The sequence below is a fragment of the Providencia xihuensis genome, from assembly GCF_041953405.1.
Taxonomy (GTDB): Bacteria; Pseudomonadota; Gammaproteobacteria; order Enterobacterales; family Enterobacteriaceae; genus Providencia; species Providencia vermicola.
On record NZ_CP169565.1, the window covers coordinates 3,352,551 to 3,376,570 of the forward strand.

At 44.2% G+C, this 24,020-nt stretch carries 19 protein-coding genes; 9 read left to right on the top strand and 10 right to left on the bottom strand.

The window, feature by feature from the left end; translation table 11 throughout:
- Window positions 1–22: 22 nt before the first annotated feature.
- The 6 genes from odhB to sdhC form a co-directional block, all read right to left on the bottom strand.
- The gene (gene odhB / locus ACE2AL_RS15095) at window positions 23–1,234 is read right to left on the bottom strand and encodes a 2-oxoglutarate dehydrogenase complex dihydrolipoyllysine-residue succinyltransferase (protein WP_206085301.1); all 1,212 of its coding nucleotides are present in this window, start codon (window positions 1,232–1,234) and stop codon (window positions 23–25) included.
- Window positions 1,235–1,248: 14 nt separating this feature from the next.
- The gene (gene sucA, locus ACE2AL_RS15100) at window positions 1,249–4,062 is read right to left on the bottom strand and encodes a 2-oxoglutarate dehydrogenase E1 component (protein WP_206085300.1); all 2,814 of its coding nucleotides are present in this window, start codon (window positions 4,060–4,062) and stop codon (window positions 1,249–1,251) included.
- Between the two features lie 500 nt (window positions 4,063–4,562).
- Window positions 4,563–5,279 carry a succinate dehydrogenase iron-sulfur subunit gene (locus ACE2AL_RS15105; protein ID WP_004256824.1) on the bottom strand — a complete coding sequence of 239 codons (717 nt, stop codon included), beginning with the start codon at window positions 5,277–5,279 and terminating at the stop codon, window positions 4,563–4,565.
- A 35-nt stretch (window positions 5,280–5,314) separates the two neighbouring features.
- Window positions 5,315–7,081 (bottom strand): succinate dehydrogenase flavoprotein subunit, encoded by a 1,767-nt coding sequence (gene sdhA / locus ACE2AL_RS15110; RefSeq protein ID WP_047756339.1) that lies wholly within the window; start codon window positions 7,079–7,081, stop codon window positions 5,315–5,317.
- A gap of 1 nt (window position 7,082) precedes the next feature.
- Complete coding sequence (gene sdhD, locus ACE2AL_RS15115; RefSeq protein WP_047756338.1) at window positions 7,083–7,427, bottom strand: succinate dehydrogenase membrane anchor subunit; 345 nt, start codon at window positions 7,425–7,427, stop codon at window positions 7,083–7,085.
- The gene (gene sdhC, locus ACE2AL_RS15120; protein ID WP_004909059.1) at window positions 7,421–7,810 is read right to left on the bottom strand and encodes a succinate dehydrogenase cytochrome b556 subunit; all 390 of its coding nucleotides are present in this window, start codon (window positions 7,808–7,810) and stop codon (window positions 7,421–7,423) included. The genes sdhD and sdhC overlap by 7 nt, the downstream gene beginning before the upstream one ends.
- Window positions 7,811–8,482: 672 nt before the next feature.
- On the opposite strand from sdhC, the gene ACE2AL_RS15125 reads away from it, so the two are divergent.
- Complete coding sequence (locus tag ACE2AL_RS15125) at window positions 8,483–9,769, top strand: citrate synthase (RefSeq protein ID WP_206085299.1); 1,287 nt, start codon at window positions 8,483–8,485, stop codon at window positions 9,767–9,769.
- Window positions 9,770–9,852: 83 nt separating this feature from the next.
- On the opposite strand, the gene ACE2AL_RS15130 is transcribed toward ACE2AL_RS15125, so the two are convergent.
- Window positions 9,853–10,611, bottom strand: coding sequence for a helix-turn-helix domain-containing protein (locus ACE2AL_RS15130; RefSeq protein WP_206085298.1), 759 nt, complete (start codon window positions 10,609–10,611; stop codon window positions 9,853–9,855).
- 124 nt (window positions 10,612–10,735) lie between these two features.
- Between ACE2AL_RS15130 and ACE2AL_RS15135 the strand changes: the two genes are divergently transcribed.
- Window positions 10,736–11,869, top strand: coding sequence for a multidrug effflux MFS transporter (locus ACE2AL_RS15135; protein WP_375084318.1), 1,134 nt, complete (start codon window positions 10,736–10,738; stop codon window positions 11,867–11,869).
- Window positions 11,870–12,153: 284 nt separating this feature from the next.
- Here the strand turns inward: ACE2AL_RS15135 and ACE2AL_RS15140 are convergent, their stop codons facing one another.
- Together ACE2AL_RS15140 and ACE2AL_RS15145 are read right to left on the bottom strand one after the other, a co-directional pair.
- On the bottom strand, window positions 12,154–12,897 hold the full coding sequence (locus ACE2AL_RS15140; RefSeq protein WP_206085297.1) for a type 2 GTP cyclohydrolase I: 744 nt from the start codon (window positions 12,895–12,897) through the stop codon (window positions 12,154–12,156).
- 203 nt (window positions 12,898–13,100) lie between these two features.
- Window positions 13,101–13,307, bottom strand: a complete 207-nt coding sequence (locus tag ACE2AL_RS15145) for a YbfA family protein (RefSeq protein WP_047756317.1) — start codon at window positions 13,305–13,307, stop codon at window positions 13,101–13,103.
- 446 nt (window positions 13,308–13,753) lie between these two features.
- On the opposite strand from ACE2AL_RS15145, the gene kdpF reads away from it, so the two are divergent.
- The 7 genes from kdpF (at window position 13,754) to ACE2AL_RS15180 (ending at window position 22,113) form a co-directional block, all read left to right on the top strand.
- A complete protein-coding gene (gene kdpF / locus ACE2AL_RS15150; protein ID WP_206085296.1) occupies window positions 13,754–13,843 on the top strand; it encodes a K(+)-transporting ATPase subunit F in 90 nt (29 codons plus the stop codon).
- Between the two features lies 1 nt (window position 13,844).
- The gene (kdpA, locus tag ACE2AL_RS15155; RefSeq protein WP_206085295.1) at window positions 13,845–15,548 is read left to right on the top strand and encodes a potassium-transporting ATPase subunit KdpA; all 1,704 of its coding nucleotides are present in this window, start codon (window positions 13,845–13,847) and stop codon (window positions 15,546–15,548) included.
- Between the two features lie 13 nt (window positions 15,549–15,561).
- Complete coding sequence (gene kdpB / locus ACE2AL_RS15160) at window positions 15,562–17,625, top strand: potassium-transporting ATPase subunit KdpB (protein ID WP_206085294.1); 2,064 nt, start codon at window positions 15,562–15,564, stop codon at window positions 17,623–17,625.
- Between the two features lie 10 nt (window positions 17,626–17,635).
- Entirely contained in the window at window positions 17,636–18,226 is a 591-nt protein-coding gene (kdpC, locus tag ACE2AL_RS15165; protein ID WP_206085293.1) for a potassium-transporting ATPase subunit KdpC, read from the top strand.
- Window positions 18,227–18,237: 11 nt separating this feature from the next.
- Complete coding sequence (kdpD, locus tag ACE2AL_RS15170; RefSeq protein WP_272539852.1) at window positions 18,238–20,925, top strand: two-component system sensor histidine kinase KdpD; 2,688 nt, start codon at window positions 18,238–18,240, stop codon at window positions 20,923–20,925.
- Window positions 20,926–20,941: 16 nt separating this feature from the next.
- The gene (gene kdpE, locus ACE2AL_RS15175) at window positions 20,942–21,625 is read left to right on the top strand and encodes a two-component system response regulator KdpE (protein ID WP_206085291.1); all 684 of its coding nucleotides are present in this window, start codon (window positions 20,942–20,944) and stop codon (window positions 21,623–21,625) included.
- 92 nt (window positions 21,626–21,717) lie between these two features.
- A complete protein-coding gene (locus ACE2AL_RS15180) occupies window positions 21,718–22,113 on the top strand; it encodes a DUF5329 family protein (protein WP_206085290.1) in 396 nt (131 codons plus the stop codon).
- Window positions 22,114–22,322: 209 nt separating this feature from the next.
- On the opposite strand, the gene glnS is transcribed toward ACE2AL_RS15180, so the two are convergent.
- Window positions 22,323–23,990 carry a glutamine--tRNA ligase gene (gene glnS / locus ACE2AL_RS15185; protein ID WP_349422790.1) on the bottom strand — a complete coding sequence of 556 codons (1,668 nt, stop codon included), beginning with the start codon at window positions 23,988–23,990 and terminating at the stop codon, window positions 22,323–22,325.
- Between the last annotated feature and the right edge of the window lie 30 nt (window positions 23,991–24,020).

Genomic DNA, 24,020 nt, shown 5'->3' on the forward strand with positions numbered 1-24,020 from the left:
TGTTCCCTACCCTGTTATGTTGCTATACGTCCAGCAGTAAACGAGTTGGATCTTCCAGCATATCTTTGATAGCGACTAAGAAGCCGACTGACTCGCTACCATCGATTAAGCGGTGGTCATAAGACAGCGCTAAGTACATCATAGGAAGAATCTCTACCTTACCATTTACAGCCATAGGGCGGTCTTTAATGGCATGCATGCCTAAAATTGCGCTCTGTGGTGGGTTAATGATAGGTGTAGACATCAGAGAACCAAATACGCCACCATTAGTAATAGTGAAGTTACCGCCGCTTAAGTCTTCAACAGTTAATTTACCGTCACGACCTTTAACAGCCAGTTCTTTAATTTTCTTCTCGATATCCGCCATGCTCATTGCATCAACATCGCGCAGCACTGGGGTGACCAGGCCACGAGGCGTTGATACTGCGATGCTGATATCAAAATAGTTATGGTAAACCACATCGCTGCCATCGATAGAAGCGTTCACTTCTGGATAGCGTTTCAGTGCTTCAACCGCAGCTTTTACATAGAAAGACATAAAGCCTAAACGTACACCGTGACGTTTTTCGAACGCTTCGCCATACTGTTTACGTAAGTCTTTGATTGGTTGCATGTTGATTTCGTTAAACGTGGTCAACATTGCTGTGGTGTTTTTCGCTTCTAACAGACGTTCAGCGATACGTTTACGTAAACGTGTCATTGGAACACGTTTTTCGCTACGGTGTGCCAAAGGAGCCTGTGGTGCAGCTGGTGCAGATGCTGCTGGCGCTGCAGATTTGTTTGCTGCTAAGTGTTTTTCAACATCTTCGCGCGTTAAACGACCGCCAACACCAGTACCTTTAATATCCGCAGGGTTCAGGTCATGCTCTGCAATCAGGCGACGAATTGCTGGGCTCAGCGCATCGTTGCTTTCGGTTTCCAGACTTGCAGTTTGACGTTGTGCTGGTGTTGCTTCTTGTGATTCTTTCACTTCTGCTGGGATGCCAGTGCTGTCACCCAAACGAATACGACCTAACAGTTGTTTAGATAATACCGTTGCGCCTTCGTCTTCTACAATAGCTTCTAATACGCCAGCTTCGCTCGCAGGCACTTCCAGTACCACTTTATCTGTTTCGATCTCAACCAGGACTTCATCACGCTGAACACTGTCACCTGGTTTTTTATGCCATGTGGCAACCGTAGCATCGGCAACGGACTCAGGAAGATCGGGAACAAGAATTTCTACGCTACTCATTTTCTATCCTTTAATTATTCAATGTTCAAAGCGTCATTTACCAGAGCTTTTTGTTGCTCTTGGTGTACGGACGTATAGCCAACTGCTGGAGATGAAGAAGCAGCTCGACCTGCATAACGTAAAGTTGCCCCTGCAGGGATAGCTTCACGGAAATTATGTTGACTGCAATACCAAGCACCTTGGTTTAATGGCTCTTCTTGGCACCATACAAAGTCTTTCACATGGCTAAATTGCGACAACGCTTTTTGGATATCATCGTGTGGGAACGGATACAGCTGCTCAATACGAACGATAGCCACGTCAGTTTGTTCATTTTTACGACGTTGTTCTAACAGATCGTAATAGACTTTCCCTGAACACATAACGACGCGTTTCACATTTTTCGGATTGATTTCATCGATTTCACCGATAACAGGTTCAAATGTACCATTTGCCAGTTCTTCCATGCTAGACACCGCTAATGGATGACGCAGCAGGGATTTTGGTGACATCACAATCAGAGGACGACGCATGCCACGTAAGGCTTGGCGGCGTAACATGTGATAAACCTGAGCAGGTGTTGACGGCACACACACTTGCATGTTTTGGTCAGCACACAGTTGTAGGTAACGTTCTAAACGTGCAGATGAGTGCTCTGGGCCCTGACCTTCATAACCATGAGGCAGTAACATCACCAGACCACACATACGACCCCATTTTTGCTCACCAGAGCTAATAAATTGGTCGATAACCACTTGCGCACAGTTCGCGAAGTCACCAAATTGTGCTTCCCAAATGGTTAAAGCACGAGGTTCAGTGGTTGCATAGCCGTATTCGAATGCCAATACCGCATTTTCAGTCAGAACAGAATCCCAAACGTTAAATACGCCTTGGCCGTTATGAATGTTTTGCAGTGGAACGTAGACAGAACCGTTAGTTTGGTTGTGAATAACCGCATGACGATGGAAGAAGGTTCCGCGGCCGGCATCTTCACCCGATAAACGCACTGGAATGCCTTCATCAACTAACGTTGCATACGCTAAAGTCTCGGCAGCACCCCAGTCGAGTAATTTCTCGCCTTTCGCCATTTCTGCGCGATCCGCATAGATTTTCTCAACACGAGATTGCGCGACAACGCCTTCAGGGATAGTGCTGACTTTAACAGCCAGATCCGTTAAACGTTTGATATCAACTGTTGATTTGTAGGATGCATCCCATTCGTGGTTCAGATATGGTGCCCATGTGTATGAGTTCAGCCCCATTTCACGGTACTCTTCAACCACGCAGTTACCCGCATCTAACGCATCGCGGTACAGGTTAACCATTTCCGTCACATCATTTGCACTCAATACGTTTTCTGCAATTAAGCGGTCTGCGTAGATTTTACGTGGCGTTGGGTGCTGTTTGATTTTTTGGTACATCACAGGCTGAGTTGCACTTGGCTCATCGGCTTCGTTATGACCATGACGGCGATAACAGACTAAATCGATCATCACATCGCGTTTAAAGGTATTACGGAAATCCAGCGCTAAACGTGTGACAAATGAAACCGCCTCTGGGTCATCTGCATTCACGTGGAAAATTGGCGCCTGAACCATCTTCACAATGTCAGTACAGTATTCAGTTGAACGAGTATCTTTAGGGTTAGAAGTGGTGAAACCAATTTGGTTGTTAATGACGATACGCATGGTACCGCCCACTTCATAACCACGTGCTTGAGACATGTTCAGGGTTTCTTGCACAACACCTTGGCCAGTCACTGCGGAGTCACCGTGAATGGTGATTGGCAGAACCATGTTGCTGCGACCTTCATCTAAACGGTCACGACGAGCGCGTACAGAACCGATGACCACTGGGCTAACGATTTCAAGGTGCGATGGGTTAAATGCCAGCGCTAAGTGAACACGTGAACCTGCGGTTTCGAAGTCAGAAGAGAAGCCTTGGTGATATTTAACGTCGCCCGCACTTGAATGATCTTTATGTTTACCTGCGAATTCATCAAATAATTCGCCTGGTTTTTTACCTAAGATATTAACCAGTACGTTTAAACGACCACGGTGCGCCATACCAAGAACAACTTCGCGAGTATCTTGTTTGCCAGCATGGTGGATTAAGTCTTTCAGCATTGGGATCAGTGAATCACCACCTTCCAATGAGAAACGTTTTGCACCTGGGAATTTAGCCCCGATGTAACGCTCAAGACCTTCAGCCGCAGTTAACTCAGACAGGAAACGTTTTTTCTCATCCGCAGAGAAAATTTTAGACACATCAACAGACTCAAGGCGTTGTTGAATCCAACGTTTTTCTTCTGTATTCGTGATGTGCATATATTCCGCACCGATTGAACCGCAGTAAATGCGTTTCAGGTTGTCATATAGCTCGCTGAGTTTCATGGTTTCTTTGCCGATAGCAAAAGAACCGACGTTGAAGGTTTCGTTGAAATCTTCTTTCGTTAAGTTATGGAACGCTGGGTCCAAATCCGGAACAGATTCACGTTTCCAAAGCCCTAACGGGTCAAGGTTAGCATTTTGGTGTCCGCGAAAGCGGAATGCATTAATTAACTGCAAAACTTTAACTTGTTTTGCGTCGATAGCTGGATCGCTAACAGAGGTGTGATAACGTGTAGAGTCTTTTGCTAAGCGACGGAAGTAATCGCGCGCTTGGGAGTGGAATTGCTCACCGCTAGTGCCGAGGGCTGCACCAGGTAGTTGCTCAAAAATGGCTTTCCACTCGGCATCGACAGAGTTAGGGTCAGTCAGATAATCTTCATAGAGCTGTTCTATATATGTCTGGTTCGCGCCTGCCAGAAAGCTTGAATCCAGCCAGTCCTTCATTACGCCGTTCTGCATTGTGATCCCTTAAGCTTTATAAGCTTTAGTTTTCGCCGTGGTTAACTAATCGTCGCATTTAAGCGACCTCGATAAAGGTTCTCTTGGACGTGCTTTATGCATGTTCTCTCTTTGGGAGGCCCTTTATCAGTAAGGGTTTCCCTTTTAAGGAACCTTTAAAAACTGGCTACGGTTTTTAAAGGCCCCTAAGATTACGCTTTCGTCTTCTTCATCTTTTGCAGTTGGCTATTTTTTTTACTTTTTACTGTTGCTTTTGTTACGTTCACTTTTTTGCGCTTTTGTTGTTACAACGTTTTTATTTAATGCTACGTTTTATTGATGACAATGTTACTTTCTGATGACCTTTAAGGATATTTGGTTTTCGCGCTTTTGTGACCTTAAGCGCTATTTAAATCAAAATCTTGAATTTACTTTACGCTTTATTTTTAACTTATGTTTTTATTTCGTGCTATTTTCACTTTAGCCCGCAGTACCAAGGCACTGCGGGTTAAATTTAGCTATTAAGCGCTATGCTTTAGCAACATAGATTTAATATGACCAATAGCTTTTGTTGGATTTAGTCCTTTAGGGCATACATTGACACAATTCATGATGCTATGACAGCGGAAAACACTGAAAGCGTCGTTCAGATCATCTAATCGAGAATCGGTTTCAGTATCACGGCTATCAATCAAGAAACGATACGCCGCTAACAGGCCTGCTGGACCAATAAATTTGTCCGGATTCCACCAGAAAGATGGGCAAGAAGTCGAACAACATGCACACAAGATGCACTCGTATAAACCATCGAGTTTTTCACGTTGTGCAGGAGTTTGTAAATTCTCACGCGCTGGCGGATTTTTGTTATCGTTAATCAGATATGGACGGATTTTTTCGTATTGAGTGTAGAACTGAGTCATGTCGATGATCAGGTCACGCACAACAGGCAGACCTGGCAACGGACGAATGACAATTTTCTTCCCACCACGAATTAAAGCAGACAATGGCGTGATACAAGCCAAGCCGTTTTTACCGTTCATGTTCAGACCATCAGAACCACATACCCCTTCACGGCAAGAACGGCGGAAGGATAATGTTGGGTCTTGCTCTTTGATTTGGATTAACGCATCCAGCAACATCATGTCACGCCCTTCTGGCACTTCTAGCGTGTAATCTTGCATACGTGGTGCGTTGTCCACATCAGGATTGTAGCGATAAATCGAAAATTGTAATTTCATAGTTTATTTCTCCGCAACTGGATTAACACCACGCATTAGTAGGTACGAATTTTCGGTGGGAAGGCTTCACGCAATTTTGGTTGCATGTTGACTTCACGACGCGTCATCGTTTCAGATTGCGGTAAATACAATGAGTGACATAACCAATTCGCATCATCACGCTCTGGATAGTCAAAGCGGCTATGCGCCCCACGACTTTCTGTACGGAAGTTTGCTGCTTGTGCAGTTGCATAAGCGGTTTCCATCAGGTTATCCAATTCTAAACATTCGATACGCTGCGTATTAAACTCCGTTGACGTATCATCAAGGCGTGCATTTTGCAGGCGTTCGCGAATCACTTTTAGTTCTTCTAAACCTTTCGCCATTGCATCACCTTCACGGAATACTGAGAAGTTATGCTGCATACAGGTTTGCAGTGCTTTACGGATTTCGGTTGGATCTTCGCCTGTGCGTGCACCTTCCCAACGATTAAAGCGAGTCATTGCTGCATCGATGTCAGACTCAGAAGCATCACGCATTGAACCTTGTTCCATGATGGATTCTTTCAGGTGCAGACCCGCAGAGCGACCGAATACCACTAAGTCAAGCAGTGAGTTACCGCCTAAGCGGTTAGCGCCGTGTACTGATACACAAGCAATTTCACCAACAGCAAACAGACCTGGAATAACTTCATCTTCGCCTTTTTCATTATAGCGAATCGCTTGGCCAGTAACTTTCGTTGGAATACCGCCCATCATGTAGTGGCATGTTGGAATAACTGGGATTGGCTCTTTTATTGGGTCAACGTGCGCAAAGGTACGTGATAACTCAAGGATACCCGGTAAACGTGATTCCAGAACCTCTTTCCCTAAGTGGTCCAATTTCAGCTTAGCATGTGGCCCCCAAGGACCATCACAACCACGGCCTTCACGAATTTCAATCATGATTGAACGTGCAACAACATCACGACCTGCGAGGTCTTTCGCGTTTGGTGCGTAACGCTCCATGAAGCGCTCACCGTCTTTATTCAGCAAGTAACCACCTTCACCACGGCAACCTTCAGTGACCAGAACCCCAGCCCCTGCAATACCCGTTGGGTGGAATTGCCACATTTCCATATCTTGTAGTGGCACACCAGCACGCGCTGCCATCCCCACACCATCACCTGTATTGATATGGGCATTGGTGGTTGATTGGTAAATACGACCTGCACCACCTGTTGCCAGAATGGTGGCTTTCGCTTTGAAGTAAACGAGTTCGCCTGTTTCCATACAAATTGCAGTACAACCTACAATATCGCCATCTTGGTTTTTAACTAAATCAAGGGCATACCACTCAGAAAAAATGGTGGTGTGGTTTTTTAAGTTCTGCTGATACAGCGTATGTAATAGTGCGTGCCCTGTACGGTCAGCTGCGGCTGCAGTACGCGCGGCTTGCTCGCCACCAAAGTTTTTAGATTGGCCACCAAATGGACGTTGATAAATGCTTCCATCATCAAGGCGCGAGAAAGGTAACCCCATATGTTCTAATTCGAGGATAGCTTCTGGGCCTGTCTTACACATATATTCGATAGCGTCTTGGTCACCGATGTAGTCAGAACCTTTTACGGTATCGTACATGTGCCATTCCCAGTTATCAGGGTGCGTGTTACCTAATGCAACCGTGATACCGCCTTGCGCGGATACAGTGTGAGAACGGGTTGGAAAGACTTTTGACAGAAGTGCACAAGATAGGCCCATCTGTGAAATTTGAAGTGCTGCGCGCATACCTGCACCGCCAGCACCGATAACGATAGCGTCAAACTCTCTGATTGGCAGATTCATTTTATGCACCCCACACAACAATTGTTCCGTAAATTAAATAAGCCAACAGACCTACAATGATAGCCAGTTGCAGCACTAAGCGAATTGCCAGCGGCTTAACATAGTCAGTCAGCACTTGCCACATGCCAATCCATGCATGCACAAGAATCGAGAACAAAGTGAGGATAGTGAATACTTTCGTCACAGAGGAGGCAAAGAAACCGCGCCAGACTTCATAGGTAATGTCATTAATCGCAACAAAACCAACAATGTAGAGTACGTAGAGTGCAATGATAATCGCAGAGCCACGGATTAACAGCCAGTCCTGGATACCAGTACGGCCTAAAGCTGATGCATTACTTACCATACTAAGATCCCCGCCAGAATTGCCAGAATTACGGTAATAACAAATGTAATTTTTGCAGATGAGTTACCAGCAGCAAGGGTTTCATCAACACAGCCGAAATCCATTAACATATGACGGATACCACCACAGATATGGTAAGCCAATGCAGTCAGGATGCCCCAAAGAATGAACTTAGCAAAAAAGCCAGTCATTATTTCAGACGCGTATTGAAAACCTTCTGGAGAGGAGAGAGATGTCCCTAACAACCAAAGCAGAATACCAACTGCGATGAGAGTAATGACGCCAGAGACACGGTGCAAGATCGAAGATATTGCAGTGATCGGGAAGTGAATCGTCTGCAAATCAAGGTTGACAGGTCTTTGTTTTTTCACAATTTTGCCCACACAGCTCTTTATTATTTTCCATCCTCCGGACCTGGGGTGGAAATCAGACAGCGACAGGGGTACAAAATGCAACTTAACACAAACTCTAATCCATCATGTTTAAATAAAGTTGCATGCTGATCACGCTGGGAACTCCTACTACAGGGTAATCCGGAGACCTGCCGCTAGTATAAAGTCTTCACAATGCCATTACAATTCCCACACAAAATGTTTGGAGACATTTAGCCCGAACAGTGAGAAGGATCACGATTTAAACATTTTGTATAAATGTGCTTATGTTATTTGACAATGATTCAACATTTATCTTACATATAGGTCTGGCAGAATTATCTTAACGGTGTGCTTGACACTTCACCGTAAAAATAAAAACGTAAATGTTGCAATGTTAGATACTCCACAATTTGAACTATGATGGGTATTAATAACAAAAGTTATGAAAGTTGTTCCTCTTACCACAAATAATGATATTGTAGGGAAAACAACAAAAAGAACATAACATCTACACACTCATAAACAACCTAATTACATTGTCGTCGGTCGTCAGATTTCAGGTTTTATGTGATAGCGAGCTGATTTCCAAAGCATACCGGTAGAACAATGCACGAAGACACAGTATAACGCTGGGTTTCTGGGTTGTTGGGTGTCGATTATCAAGCGCTAAGGAGACCGTAAATGGCTGATAACAAAGCTAAGCTAATGACTGGTAGTGCGGGTGACATTGAACTCGATATTTTAAGCCCTACGATTGGTCAAGACGTTATCGATGTCCGAACTTTAGGTTCAAAAGGGTTCTTTACCTACGACCCTGGTTTTACTTCTACTGCATCCTGTGAATCAAAAATCACCTATATTGATGGTGATAAAGGTATTCTACTGCACCGTGGTTTCCCTATCGACCAACTCGCAACTGAAGCCTCTTATCTCGAAGTCTGTTATATCCTGCTGTACGGTGAAGCACCGACTCAAGAACAATACGACGTATTTAAAAATACGGTGACTCGCCATACCATGATCCATGAGCAAATTACACGCATGCTTAATGGTTTCCGCCGTGACTCACATCCAATGGCTGTATTATGTGGTGTAACAGGTGCTCTGGCGGCGTTCTATCACGATGCGTTAGATGTTAATAACCCTCGTCACCGTGAAATTACGGCTTATCGTTTGCTGTCCAAAATGCCAACTGTTGCAGCAATGTGTTATAAATATTCAATTGGCCAACCTTTTGTTTATCCACGTAATGATCTGTCATACGCGGGTAATTTCTTGCACATGATGTTCTCCACACCATGTGAAGAATATACGGTAAATCCAGTTCTTGAACGTGCAATGGATCGCATTTTAATTCTGCACGCTGACCACGAACAAAATGCATCAACGTCAACCGTACGTACTGCGGGTTCATCGGGTGCAAACCCATTTGCTTGTATCGCAGCGGGTATCGCGTCTCTATGGGGGCCTGCACACGGTGGTGCTAACGAAGCTTGCTTACGCATGCTGGAAGAAATTCAGACTGTTGAGCACATTCCTGCGTTTATCGAACGTGCGAAAGACAAAAATGACTCTTTCCGACTGATGGGCTTTGGTCACCGCGTCTACAAAAACCACGACCCACGTGCCACTGTAATGCGTGAAACTTGCCACGAAGTTCTAAATGAACTGGGCTTGAACGACAGCTTACTGGAAGTCGCAATGGAACTGGAGCGTATTGCACTGAACGACCCGTACTTCATTGAGAAGAAACTGTACCCGAACGTTGACTTCTACTCAGGTATCATCTTGAAAGCAATGGGTATTCCATCTTCCATGTTCACTGTGATCTTCGCCATTGCGCGTACTATTGGTTGGATTGCACACTGGAACGAAATGCATGATGACGGCCTGAAGATTGCACGTCCTCGCCAGCTGTATACCGGTTATGACAAACGTGAATTCAACTCTGAATTAGCAAAAAAATAATATTTCGATAAATTCCAATCCCTACGTAAAGCAAGACCTTGATTTTTCAAGGTCTTTTTTTGTTTATATAACCACAACATTTCCTACTGTTGATACTCTCTTGGTGTCATTCCGCTCATTTTACGAAAAAAACTAATAAACGCGCTGTCACTGGTAAGTCCAAGTTCTTGAGTAATAAAGTGATATGGCTTTTCTTGTGCTAATAATTCAATCGCTTTAATAAACCGCCATTGTTGGCGCCATGACTGATATGTCATGCCTGTTTCTTTCAAAAAAACACGCGTTATTGTCTTTTCACTCGCACCAACAATTTGAGCAAGTTGGCTCAAATTCGGGGGTAATTGCTCGATATCCAGGTGTTTCAAGCGCCTATCTTGCGGTAAAGAAAGCAAAGTGGGTTCAGTTGTCGCAGCTTGTAGCTCATCAATAAAAACAGGTAATAAATTGGCTAACCTTCCCGTTTGCCAATCACTGTCAAAAGGAGAGATAGCAATACGCTCTAATAACTCCCTTAACAGCGGCGAAATACTCAAAATGACCACTTCGTTTCCGACTTTTTGGGCATATTCTTCACTGAGATAAATTGACCGGTACCCCACTGATGCACGCATTTGTGCACGATGGCGAACATATGGTGGGATCCACGCAACCCTACCAGGAGGAAGCAAAGAGAGGCGCTTTTCGAGAGATATACGAATGCACCCTTGCTGAGTAAACAAAAGCTGCCCCATTTCATGGGTATGCGTGCCAGAATCGTGCTGCCCCATCTGCGCAGCAATTCCTAAAACAGGGGCTGGATACCAATGTGTTTGAAACTCATCCGTTTGATTTAACCATGCCATAAATGTCCTTTTTTTGATATTTATAGTCTTTATTATTGTAATAAGACATCAAAATTACCACTAAACTGCCCACCATTAAAGGTTTAGACCGTTATTTTTTATTACACAGGGTAGGAAAATGAATATGAAACACTCTCTTTCATTATGGCTGGCTGTGGCCTTAATGATGTTCCCACAAATTGTAGAAACCATCTACAGCCCTGCACTGACGGACATTGCGAGCGCTTTTTCTGTCAATGCAGAACAAGCTTCACAAACGCTTTCTCTCTATTTCTTTGCTTTTGCATTGGGCGTTGTATTTTGGGGTAGAACCTGTGACACAGTTGGCCGCCGTCCAACGATTTTAGCGGGTTTACTGGTTTATGGGATTGCCTCAATTGGTGCCTTACTCATTAGTCAATTTTACTTATTGCTACTACTACGGATGTTAGCCGCCTTTGGTGCCGCTGTGGGTTCAATTGGTACACAAACTGCAATGCGTGATAGTTATCAAGGTCATGAATTAGCTAGAGTTTTTTCAGTTATGGGCGTCGCATTAGCCATTAGCCCTGCATTAGGTATGTTATCGGGTGCGGGCCTCGTCAGTTTGGGAGGTTATCGTGGTGTTTTTATTGGTTTAGCTATTTTAGCTGTCGTACTTTTACTGTGGTCAATATATCGATTACCTGAAACACGCCCAGAAAATGTGATCAAAGTCCCATTTATTGAGACATTTTTACGGATGCTCACGGATAAAGAGATTATGAGAAATGTGATCTTGATAGCATTTTTCAACATTAATTTATTCAGCTATTATCAGCTGGCTCCTTTCAGTTTTGAACAATTAATGCTCACTCAACAACAGTTTGGCCTCACGGGAATTTTATTGGCGCTTGGTGTGGGTTTAGGATCGATGATTAACCGTCATTTATTGGCTAAAAAACACACATCTGAGCAACTTGTTAAACTATCAAGTGTCATTTCGTTGGTCAGCAGCTGTGCAGTTTTTGCTCTTATGGACTCTGTTTGGTTTGTTTTACCTGTTATTGGCGTCGTGATTGGCTATGGTATTGCAATCCCGAACATTCTTGCTCACGCCTTAAACCGTTATAGCGACCGAAAAGGCACTGCAGGCGCAATTTTAGGATTACTTTATTATATTGGACTCGCTATCGGGCTGGTGGTTGCAGGTTGGAGCCAACACTTAGGTTTAGTGCTCACTATTTCAAGTGTAGTTCTCGTTCTTGCATCATTACGCTATCGAATTCACACGAACTAACTTTTTGATTTATATTTGCTAATTACACATAATTTTCTAAGCATTTTACATCACAGCTAGGCGGCAAAAGAGTGAAGCCCTAGGAGCATACACTAGTATGTGACTAGGGTTCACGAATGCAGCCAACAACGCTTTGATGTAAAAGGCAACGGAAATTTAATTCTCTAAATAGTTCGAGTTGCGGCTAGGCGGCAAATGAGGATAGCTTGGGGAGCATACATAAGTATGTGACCCAAGTAGCCGAGTGAAGCCAACACCGCCACAGCTCGAAATATGACGAGAATTTAGGCTGGGTTATCGATATCGACAAACTCGGCGTCCAACCCCTGCTCATCAACTAGCCACTTGGTTAACGCCTTAATCCCGTAACGCTCTGTGGCATGGTGCCCTGCGCTGTAAAAATGGATCCCCATTTCCCTTGCAATATGAATCGTTTGTTCTGAGACTTCCCCTGTGACGAAGGCATCAACACCAAACTCTGCGGCTTGCAGAATAAAACCTTGCCCGCCCCCTGTGCACCATGCGATTTGACGAATTTCCTCTTTCGCGTTGTCGCCACAGTGAAGGACTTTACGACCTAGGCGCGTTTCTAGGCGATTGGTCAATTCTGCTGGGGTAATTGGCTGGTCAAAAAAGCCAAATGGCATTAATGGGTCAATTTGGCCATTCACTTGGACGCCCATGATATAAGCAAGCTGTGTATTATTCCCTAATTGATGGTGCGCATCTAAAGGAAGGTGATAACCATAAAGATTAATATCATTAGCTAATAATGTTTTTAATCTATTCTTTTTCATACCTTTAATAATGGCAGGCTCATTTTTCCAAAAATAGCCATGGTGAACAATCACCGCATCCGCTTTTTTCTCAACGGCGACATCGAGTAAAGCTTGGCAGGCAGTCACTCCTGTGATGATTTTATGCACATGAGGGCGTCCTTCAACTTGCAGCCCATTTGGTGCAAAATCTTGAAACTCACTCACTTTGAGCTCATCGTTAATGACTTCTTCTAATCTTAAGTTATGCATGATGTTGTCCTTTTTACTGCACAGCGAATCTATAACGCCATTTTGAATATAATTTACTGATAATCAATAATCATAAGCGGAAACATACTTTTTTTCTGTGTTATTTGAAGTGCATCATTCGAAAAGAAAAGTAGGGGTATAAAAAACAAAACCCCCACAACGAGTCATTGCAGGGGCTCTTATCAATTACTTAAGACGCAAGGTTAACGATGGCTTTCAAGTGTGGTCTCCGAACGCTCTAACCATACAGGCTTATCGCTTGTTTTCGACCAAACTTTATTTAAGTAACTGTAATATTTAGCTCTTTTCGGGTGAAAAACCATAACAGGAAACGCAATAATACCTGCCGTTACAGCAGCAGTGCGGCGTGCAAGTACCTGATTACGGGAATATTCGCGGTATGTGGACATCGATATCCTCCTTCAGTTGCCACTTTATTTGTCGATCCCAGCTTTGCTCTAAAAACTCCCCAAATACAGCTATTTCACAGAGCGACTAAAACCGAACAGATAATACGAGAATTAATTAACTGAATATAGAATAGCGCAAACTGTGTAATAAAACTACTCATCTGACCACTAAAATTAAAATATTACTAATAATTCCCCATTATTCTGTATTTTTACTACAAAATTTAACCCAAAATCGTTAAAAACAAACATTGTGGCAACAATTAAATAACAGGTTAAAATTTAAGTGTTATTAGTTATTTCACTTAAGAGTGTCTATTCCTCGCTTAGTTGATTAAAAAATGTGTATTTTTATACTTTTTTTACACCTAGTCCTATCTTTTTATCAGCTTCTTTACAACGAACTCTCTACCCTTATTTCATGGAAATAATAAGGAGAAAACACTGTGTCATTACTTTCCATTTTTGGGGCAGTTCTCGTTGTTCTACTGCTGGTTTATCTGATTTATGCCCTGCTTAACGCGGAGGATTTCTGATATGGCCACCACAGCATTTTTACTGATTGGCAGCTTCCTGCTGGTCTTATTTATCTTAGCTAAACCGTTAGGTAATGGAATTGCACGTCTTATTGACAGTGATATTCCTCGTCCTTTAATGGCTAGTGAATCATTGCTTTGGCGTTTAGCGGGGATTAAACAACCTGGAAAATCAGCTGCCGAAATGAATTGGCAACAATATGCCTTAGCCATTGTTTTATTCAATGTGCTCGGTTTTGTTTTGCTATTCGCCATTTTAATGTTTCAGGGCAGCTTGCCGCTCAATCCACAGCACTTTGCTGGTATGAGTTGGGATTTAGCCTTCAATACTGCGATAAGCTTCGTAGCAAACACCAACTGGCAATCTTACAGCGGTGAAAATACGTTGAGCTATTTAAGCCAAATGGCAGGCTTAACCGTACAAAACTTCCTCTCAGCCTCTACGGGTATAGCTGTGGTTTTTGCCTTGATCCGTGCTTTTTCACGCCATGGCAGTAAAACATTGGGGAATGCATGGGTCGATATCTACCGTATCACCTTCTATTTATTATTCCCTCTCGCCATTGTTGTTGCTTTATTTTTTGTCAGCCAAGGGGTGATCCAAAACTTTTCTGACTACCTCTTAGTTGACAATTTAGATAACACAACCCAACTGTTACCAATGGGCCCTGTCGCATCCCAAGAAGCGATTAAATTACTGGGAACCAATGGCGGTGGCTTCTTTGGTTCAAACTCCTCTCATCCGTTTGAAAACCCGACTGCATTAAGTAATTTTGTTCAGATGCTGGCAATATTCTTAATCCCTACCGCGTTGTGTTTTGCCTTCGGTCGTTCGGTGGGTGATAACAAACAAGGACATACCTTGTTATGGGTTATGGGGATCATTTTTGTTATCGCAGCCATTGTGGTCATTAAAGCGGAGTATGTTGGCAATCCATTTCTAAGTGAGTTACACGCCAATAGTAACGCTAACATGGAAGGCAAAGAAAGCCGCTTTGGTATTCTTTCCTCGGCTTTATATGCCGTTGTCACAACCGCTGCCTCCTGTGGTGCTGTCAATGCGATGCATGATTCCTTTACAGCGATGGGCGGCATGGTACCAATGTGGTTAATGCAGATTGGTGAAGTCGTTTTTGGCGGTGTCGGCTCTGGTCTGTATGGCATGTTGCTGTTTGTTCTTCTCGCTGTCTTCCTTGCTGGACTAATGATTGGCCGTACTCCCGAGTACTTAGGGAAAAAAATTGAAGTCCGTGAAATGAAGATGGTTGCACTGGCAATTTTAGTGACACCAACCTTAGTGCTACTTGGTACAACCATCGCCTTAATGACCGACGCAGGACGTTCAGGCATTTTAAACCCAGGCGCCCATGGCTTTAGCGAAGTGTTATATGCCTTTTCATCGGCTGCCAATAACAATGGTAGCGCATTCGCAGGACTCAGTGCCAACACCCCGTTCTACAATGTGCTACTTGCTATCGCCATGTTTATCGGCCGCTTTGGCGTCATCTTGCCCGTACTTGCGATTGCGGGCTCAATGGCACTTAAAAAATCCCAAGCACAAAGCCAGGCTACATTGCCGACCGTAGGCCCACTCTTTATTGGCTTATTAATCTTTACTGTCCTCCTTATTGGCGCACTGACTTTTGTCCCTGCATTGGCACTAGGTCCAATTGCTGAGCAGCTACAAATTGGTTTTGCGGGATAATCAGGGGAAAAAAATGAAAAAGCAAAAAACACCTTTATTTGATAAAAAATTAATCCAACAGTCTATTATTGATGCCGTAAAAAAATGCACACCACAAGCCCAATGGCGTAACCCCGTGATGTTTGTGGTATATATCGGTAGCCTGATCACCACCTTATTATGGGCAATGATGGCAGCAGGTTTGTCTGAAGGAAGTGCATGGTTTAGCGGTATGGTCACCTTATGGTTGTGGTTTACCGTACTGTTCGCCAATTTTGCTGAAGCCTTAGCCGAAGGACGCAGTAAGGCCCAAGCCCAAAGTTTAAAAGGCGTAAAACAGCAAAGCAATGCCACTCGCCTTACCGCGGCCTCATTGGATGCAACACAAGAAATTGTCAGCTCCGATCAACTGCGCAAAGGTGATATCGTGCTGATCCGTGCAGGGGAAACCATTCCTTGTGATGGGGAAGTTCTTGAGGGCGGAGCATCTGTGGATGAAAGTGCGATCACAGGGGAATCTGCTCCAGTGATCCGCGAATCAGGTGGCGATTTTTCCTCTGTGACAGGCGGAACACGTGTGCTGTCCGACTGGCTGATTGTTGAATGTACCGTTAACCCTGGGGAGACATTCCTAGACCGCATGATCTCCATGGTCGAAGGCGCACAGCGCCGTAAAACACCGAATGAAATCGCCTTAACTATTTTGTTAACTGCACTCACCATTATCTTTGTATTAGTGTGTGCAACTTTGTATCCATTTACGGTTTTTGCCGCTGAGTATGCAGGGGCTGGCAGCGCGGTTTCCATATTAGTACTGATTGCATTATTAATCTGTTTGATCCCAACGACCATTGGTGGCCTGCTTTCCTCTATTGGTGTAGCAGGTATGAGCCGCATGTTAGGTGCGAATGTTATCGCCACCAGCGGGCGAGCTGTTGAAGCCGCGGGGGATGTGGATGTTTTATTGCTTGATAAGACAGGCACCATCACTTTAGGAAACCGCCAAGCCTCTGAGTTTCTGCCTTTAACTGGCGTTACGGAAGAGCAACTAGCAGATGCAGCACAGCTTTCTTCACTTGCTGATGAAACCCCTGAAGGACGCAGTATCGTCGTGCTTGCGAAACAAAAATTCAATTTACGTGAAAGAGATATTCACGGAATGAATGCTACTTTCGTACCATTCTCTGCAATGACCCGTATGAGTGGTGTTAACGTGGGTGAACGCATGATCCGCAAAGGTTCTGCCGATGCCATTCGTCGCTACGTTGAAGCTAATCATCAAAAATTTCCCGAAGAAGCCGATAAATTGGTGGAGAAAGTCGCCCATTTAGGAGGAACACCATTAGTTGTCGTTGACGACCAAACTGTTTTAGGCGTCGTCGCGCTCAAAGATATCGTCAAAGGTGGGATGAAAGAACGATTTGCCCAAATGCGCAGCATGGGGATCAAAACAGTGATGATCACGGGGGATAACCACTTAACTGCCGCTGCCATCGCGGCGGAAGCGGGTGTCGATGATTTCCTTGCCGAGGCAACCCCCGAAGCTAAGCTTGCCTTGATCCGTCAATACCAATCAGAAGGCCGATTGGTCGCCATGACCGGTGACGGGACAAACGATGCGCCTGCACTCGCCCAAGCTGACGTTGCTGTTGCCATGAACTCGGGCACCCAAGCCGCGAAAGAAGCTGGGAACATGGTAGATTTAGACTCAAACCCAACCAAACTTATTGAAGTCGTGCACATTGGTAAACAAATGCTAATGACTCGTGGTTCATTGACCACCTTCAGTATTGCAAATGATATTGCCAAATACTTTGCCATCATCCCTGCCGCCTTTGCCGTGACATGGCCACAACTTAACGCGTTAAATATTATGCACTTGCACTCACCTGCTTCTGCCTTGCTTTCTGCGGTAATCTTCAACGCACTGATTATTGTCTTTTTGATCCCATTGGCACTTAAAGGCGTGAATTATCGCCCAATGAGCTCCCAATCACTTTTGCAACGAAACTTAGGCTTATATGGTTTAGGTGGCTTGTTGGTGCCTTTTGTGGGGATCAAATTGATCGATATGTTTATTAGCCTATTTGGTATTTAAGGATTTGATTATGAGCATGATCCGTTCGTCCATTATCATGTTATTGGTGCTAACCCTATTAACTGGAATAGCCTACCCTCTATTGGTCACAGGCCTTGCCAATGTCTTTTTCCCATGGCAAGCAAAAGGCTCTTTAATCACACAAGATGAGCATGTTGTCGGTTCCAAACTGATTGGGCAAAATATACAAAGTGAGGGGTATTTTCATGGTCGCCCCTCCGCCACCGCGGAAAGTCCATACAACACGTTAGCATCTGGGGGAAGTAACTTTGCGGTAAGTAATCCCTTGTTACAACAAACGATGGCTGAACGTAGTAAACTGCTGCGTGCACAGAATCCTGAAGCTGGAAATGCGATCCCTGTAGACTTATTGACTGCCTCTGCTAGTGGTCTTGACCCTAATATTTCGGTTGACGCGGCCATTTATCAAGCCCCACGCATTGCGAAAAGCAGACAGGTTTCATTAGAGGCCGTAAAATCATTAATTACGGCACAAACAGAAACGGCCTTGCTGCCCTTTTTAGGTGAACCCGTTGTGAATGTGCTACAACTGAATTTGGCACTAGATGAATACATGCAGCAAATAAATAGCCAACGTTAATAAGGTGAGTTATGAAAAATCAGGAACCTGCTCGCCCAAACCCTGATGACTTATTGGTCAAAGCCAATGAAGATGGCCGAGGTAAATTAAAAATTTTTTTCGGCGCCTGTGCTGGCGTCGGAAAAACCTACGCCATGCTACAAGAGGCTCAACGCTTGCGTTCACAAGGGTTAGACGTCCTTATCGGCGTAGTAGAAACCCATGAACGGGAAGAAACTGCAGCCTTATTGGATGGGCTTTCTGTGTTACCACACAGAAAATTGCAGCACCGCGGTCGTCGCTTAAATGCGTTTGATATTGATGCAGCAATTGCAAGACACCCTGCCATTATACTCATGGATGAGTTGGCATTTAGTAACCCAACAGGCAGCCGCCACCCAAAACGCTGGCAAGATGTTGAAGAGTTATTAGATGCAGGCATCGATGTGCTTACCACCATTAACGTTCAACACATTGAAAGTTTGAATGATATTGTGGGGAGCATTACGGGTATTCGTGTTCGCGAAACGGTTCCTGACCATATTTTTGATGCCGCTAATGAAGTGGTGTTAGTCGACTTGCCCCCTGACGATCTACGCCAACGCCTGAAAGAAGGCAAAGTGTATATTCCAGGGCAAGCCGAACGCGCTATTGAGCATTTTTTCCGTAAAGGAAATTTAATCGCGCTACGTGAGCTGGCTTTACGCCGCACCGCCGATCGTGTCGACGACCAAATGAGAGAGTTTCGTGATGGCAAAGGGGAAGCCCCCGTCTGGCACACCCGTGACGGGCTTTTATTATGCATTGGCCACAATATGGGTAACGAAAAACTGGTACGTGCCGCGGCGCGACTTGCTGCAAAGTTTGGCAGCGTGTGGCATGCGGTTTATGTCGAGACTCCCACCCTCCACCAGCTCCCTGAATCTCAACGCCGCGCCGTACTCAAAGCGCTGCGCCTTGCCCAAGATTTAGGGGCAGAAACTGCTACCCTATCCGACTCTTCAGAAGAAAAAGCCATACTCCGTTATGCACGGGAACATAATTTAGGCAAGATATTGATTGGGCGCCGCGATAAACACCGTAAATGGCCCAAACTCAATTTCCGCCCTGGCTTTGCCGACCGCTTAGGGAAATTAGGGCCCGATCTCGATTTAGTGATTGTCGCCCTTGAAGAAAAAAGTGATTGGGATAAAGAACCTGAAAGAAAGCCGTTTTCTGAAAAATGGCGCTCTGATTTAAATGGCTACATGATGGCTATTGTGATGTGCGCTGCTATCACTTTATTTTCGAGAACATTTTTACTCGCGTTAGACAAAGCAAACCTTGTGACGCTGTACCTCTTAGGTGTTGTGTTGATAGCTCTGTTTTACGGACGCCGTCCTTCTATTTTTGCCGCACTCGTGAATGTTATTAGTTTCGACCTGTTTTTTGTTCAACCACACTTTTCACTCGCCATCATGGACATGCAGTACTTAGTAACCTTTACGGTGATGCTAATTGTTGGGGTTGTGGTGGGAAACCTAACTGCTGGTATGCGCTATCAAGCGAGAATTGCCCGCTATCGAGAACAGCGAACTCGTCATTTATATGAAATGACAAAAGAACTAGGGCAAGCACTCAATACAGAAGATATTGGTAAAACAGGCTATCACTTCCTTAATAACGCGTTTCAAGCCAAAAGCTGCCTATTAGTACCTGATGAAAATGGTGATTTATTACCACTGTTATGTGATGGACATACCCCCATGCAGATTGACAAAGCCATCGCAAAATGGAGTTTTGATAAGCGCCAACCCGCAGGGGCAGGGACAGATACTCTGCCGAGTGTGCCTTATCAATTACAACCGATCACGACAGCAGACCAAACCCTCGCAGTATTAGCTATCGAACCCCGTAATTTACGCCAGTTGATGATCCCAGAACAACAACGCATGCTGCAAACTTTTACTGGGCTGATCGCCAGCGCCCTTTCGCGCTTACAGCTGACAAAACAAGCAGAGTCCGCTAAATTAGATATTGAACGTGAACAATTGCGTAATTCGTTGCTGGCAGCGCTTTCCCACGATTTAAAAACACCGCTAACCGTGCTATTTGGGCAAACAGAAATATTGATGTTAGATTTATCCGCGGAAAATTCGCCCCATACCGCGCAAGTAAACCAAATGCGTCAACAAGTGCTTAGCACCTCGCGTTTAGTGAATAATTTACTCGACATGGCACGTTTGCAATCAGGCAGTATTCAACCCAACCTTGAATGGGAATCTTTACAAGAAATAACCAGTAGCGCCGTTAGAACATTAGATTACACGCTACACAGCCACCCATTGGAAATTAATATTCCTGCTGATTTACTGTTATATTGCGATGCTATGTTAATTGAACGGGTATTAATTAATTTATTGGAAAATGCCGTCAAATATAGCCATGAAGATACACCAATTGGTATCAATGGCCGAGTCGAAAGGCAGAAAATTCATATTGAAGTCTGGGATGCCAGTAACGCAATTCCCGATGGGCAAGAAAAAACAATTTTTGATAAATTCTCCCGTGCTCAAAAAGAATCCGCAATTCCTGGCGTTGGCCTTGGGCTTGCTATCTGTCGTGCTATTATTCAATTACACGAAGGAGAAATTTGGGCACAAAACAATAATAAAGGTGGAGCCAGCTTCCACTTTGTTTTACCTTTAAAGCAACTCCCTGATATTGAAGCTGAAGTTTAGGAGACATTAACTTATTGTGAGCAGCCATCAAATTCTGATTATTGAAGATGAAAAAGAAATTCGCCGCTTTGTCCGACTTGCATTGGAGGGTGAAGGCTGGAAAGTTTTCGAAGCTGAGAATTGCCAACGGGGTTTGATTGAAGCAGGTACAAGGCAACCGGATTTACTGATTTTAGACCTCGGGCTGCCTGACGGTGATGGCCTTGATTTAATTCGTGATTTACGAAAATGGAGCAGCATTCCCATTATTGTTTTGTCTGCCCGTGAAGAAGAATCACAAAAAGTTGCGGCTCTTGATGCAGGTGCGGATGATTATTTAACAAAACCTTTTGGTATCAGTGAGTTACTAGCTCGAGTCCGTGTAGCATTACGCCGCTTTGGTAAAGTGGGTCAAGAAAGCTCACAATTTCAATTTGGGGATGTCACTGTCGATTTTATTAATCGCATTGTCACTAAGCAAAACGAAGAATTACACCTAACGCCTATCGAGTTTCGTTTACTTAGCGAGTTAGTTGCCAATAGCGGTAAAGTCTTGACTCAACGACATTTGTTATTGCAAGTGTGGGGGCCTAGTTATATTGAGCATAACCATTATTTGCGGATTTATATGGGGCATTTACGGCAAAAACTGGAAAATGACCCGACTCGCCCTATTCATTTATTAACGGAAACAGGCATTGGCTATCGGTTTATGCCATAAGTCATTTTACACCCAATTCTCGGAATCTTTCCGCTAGTTTAAACCCCTTGGCTGGCTATAATTTCCCCATTATTTTCTATGGAGAGAAATTCGTGCAAACATTAACGACCCAATTATCAAACCGCTTTTCATCTGCCTTAGTCCTTTTTTTAGGGATTTTTGTGACTACTCAAGCCCTCGCGTTAAGCCCAGAAGAAAAAACGCGTACTGAATCTTTACTCACGGAACTTGGTAAGCAACAAAACCTGACATTTACTCGTAACGGCACAGAACATAACGCGGCCGATGCAGAATCCCATTTACGTTTAAAATTACGCAAAACAGAAAAACGCCTAAACACCACTGAACAGTTTATTGACAATGTGGCCTCAAAATCGTCCATCACAGGCGAAGCATACCAAGTTAAAGACGCCCAAGGTAACGTATTCCCCGCCAATCAATATTTACATGATTTATTAAAAGAAAAAGTAGATAGCAAGCCCGAATAGATTCTGCAGGCTTTGTAGATTACTATAAAAAACGCTGGCATTTATTTGCCAGCGTTTTTTTTGTTCTAATACTCGGTCTGGCCCCTAAATAATTTGTACCACAGGTAGGCGGCAAATTAAGTTATCCCGTGAGCATACATATGTATGTGACTCGAGTAACTTAATGAAGCCAACACCCCTGTGGTGCAAAGTATGACGGGGACATCAAATTAAGAATTTTCGATTTTCGCCCAAGTATCACGCAACCCAACAGTCCGGTTAAACACTAAATGATCTGCGCTGCTTAACTTATTATCCGCACAGAAATACCCTTCACGCTCAAATTGGTACGCCTTTTCAGGGGCAGCATCTTTTAAGCTTGGTTCAACAAAGCCTTGGCGAATAACCAGCGACTCTGGGTTGATAACCGATAAGAAATCCTCTTCCGCACCAGGGTTTGGCACAGTAAACAGACGGTCATACAGACGAATTTCCGCTGGCAATGCATGTTGTACGCTTACCCAGTGAATAACACCTTTCACTTTACGTCCATCGGCTGGGTCTTTATTTAATGTGCCTGCATCATACGTACAGAAAATGGTTGTGATGTTGCCATCAGCATCTTTTTCCACACGTTCTGCTTTGATGATATATGCATTACGTAAGCGCACTTCTTTGCCTAACACTAAACGTTTAAATTGACGATTGGCTTCTTCACGGAAATCCGCACGGTCAATATAAATTTCATTGCTAAAAGGCACTTTACGCGTACCCATTTCAGGGTCATTTGGATGATTTGGCGCCGTTAAAATTTCTTCGCCTGCTGGCATGTTTTCAATCACCACACGCACAGGGTCAATCACCGCCATGGCACGTGGAGCCGACACGTTCAGATCATCACGAATACATGACTCTAGTGACGCCATTTCGACGTTATTATCTTGTTTAGTCACACCAATGCGTTGGCAAAACTCACGGATTGACGCAGCGGTATAGCCACGACGACGTAAACCTGAAATGGTTAACATGCGTGGATCGTCCCAGCCGTTCACGTGCTTTTCTGTCACTAATTGGTTCAGCTTACGCTTAGACATCACCGTATATTCCAAATTCAGACGAGAAAACTCGTACTGACGTGGATGGCAATCAATCGTGATGTTATCCAGTACCCAGTCATATAAACGACGGTTGTCTTGGAATTCTAATGTACATAAAGAGTGTGTGATCCCTTCTAGCGCATCAGAAATACAATGCGTGAAGTCATACATTGGGTAAATGCACCACTTATTGCCAGACTGGTGGTGTTCTGCAAACTTAATACGATATAAAACGGGATCACGCATGACCATAAATGGCGATGCCATATCGATTTTCGCACGTAAACACGCTTTACCTTCTTCAAAGCCGCCAGCACGCATTTTTTCAAATAATGCGAGGTTGTCTTCGATTAAGCGTTCACGGTATGGGCTATTTTTACCAGGCTCCTTTAATGTGCCACGGTATTCACGAATTTCGTCCGCACTTAGCTCATCAACGTAAGCTAAGCCTTTTTTAATCAGCTCAATGGCGTATTGATATAAAGTATCAAAATAGTCAGAAGAGTAACGAACATTGCCCGTCCACTCGAAACCTAACCATTTGACGTCTTCTTGGATTGAGTTAACGTATTCGACGTCTTCTTTAACAGGGTTGGTGTCGTCAAAACGTAAGTTGCACTGTCCCTGATAGTCCTTTGCAATGCCAAAGTTCAAGCAGATTGATTTCGCGTGGCCGATGTGTAAATAGCCATTCGGTTCTGGTGGAAAACGCGTATGGACCGACGTGTGTTTTCCGCTCGCCAGATCTTCATCTATGATCTGACGGATAAAATTTGTTGGGCGAGCATCTGCCTCATTCATTGTCATCATTCCTCAATGCCAAAAGCGCGC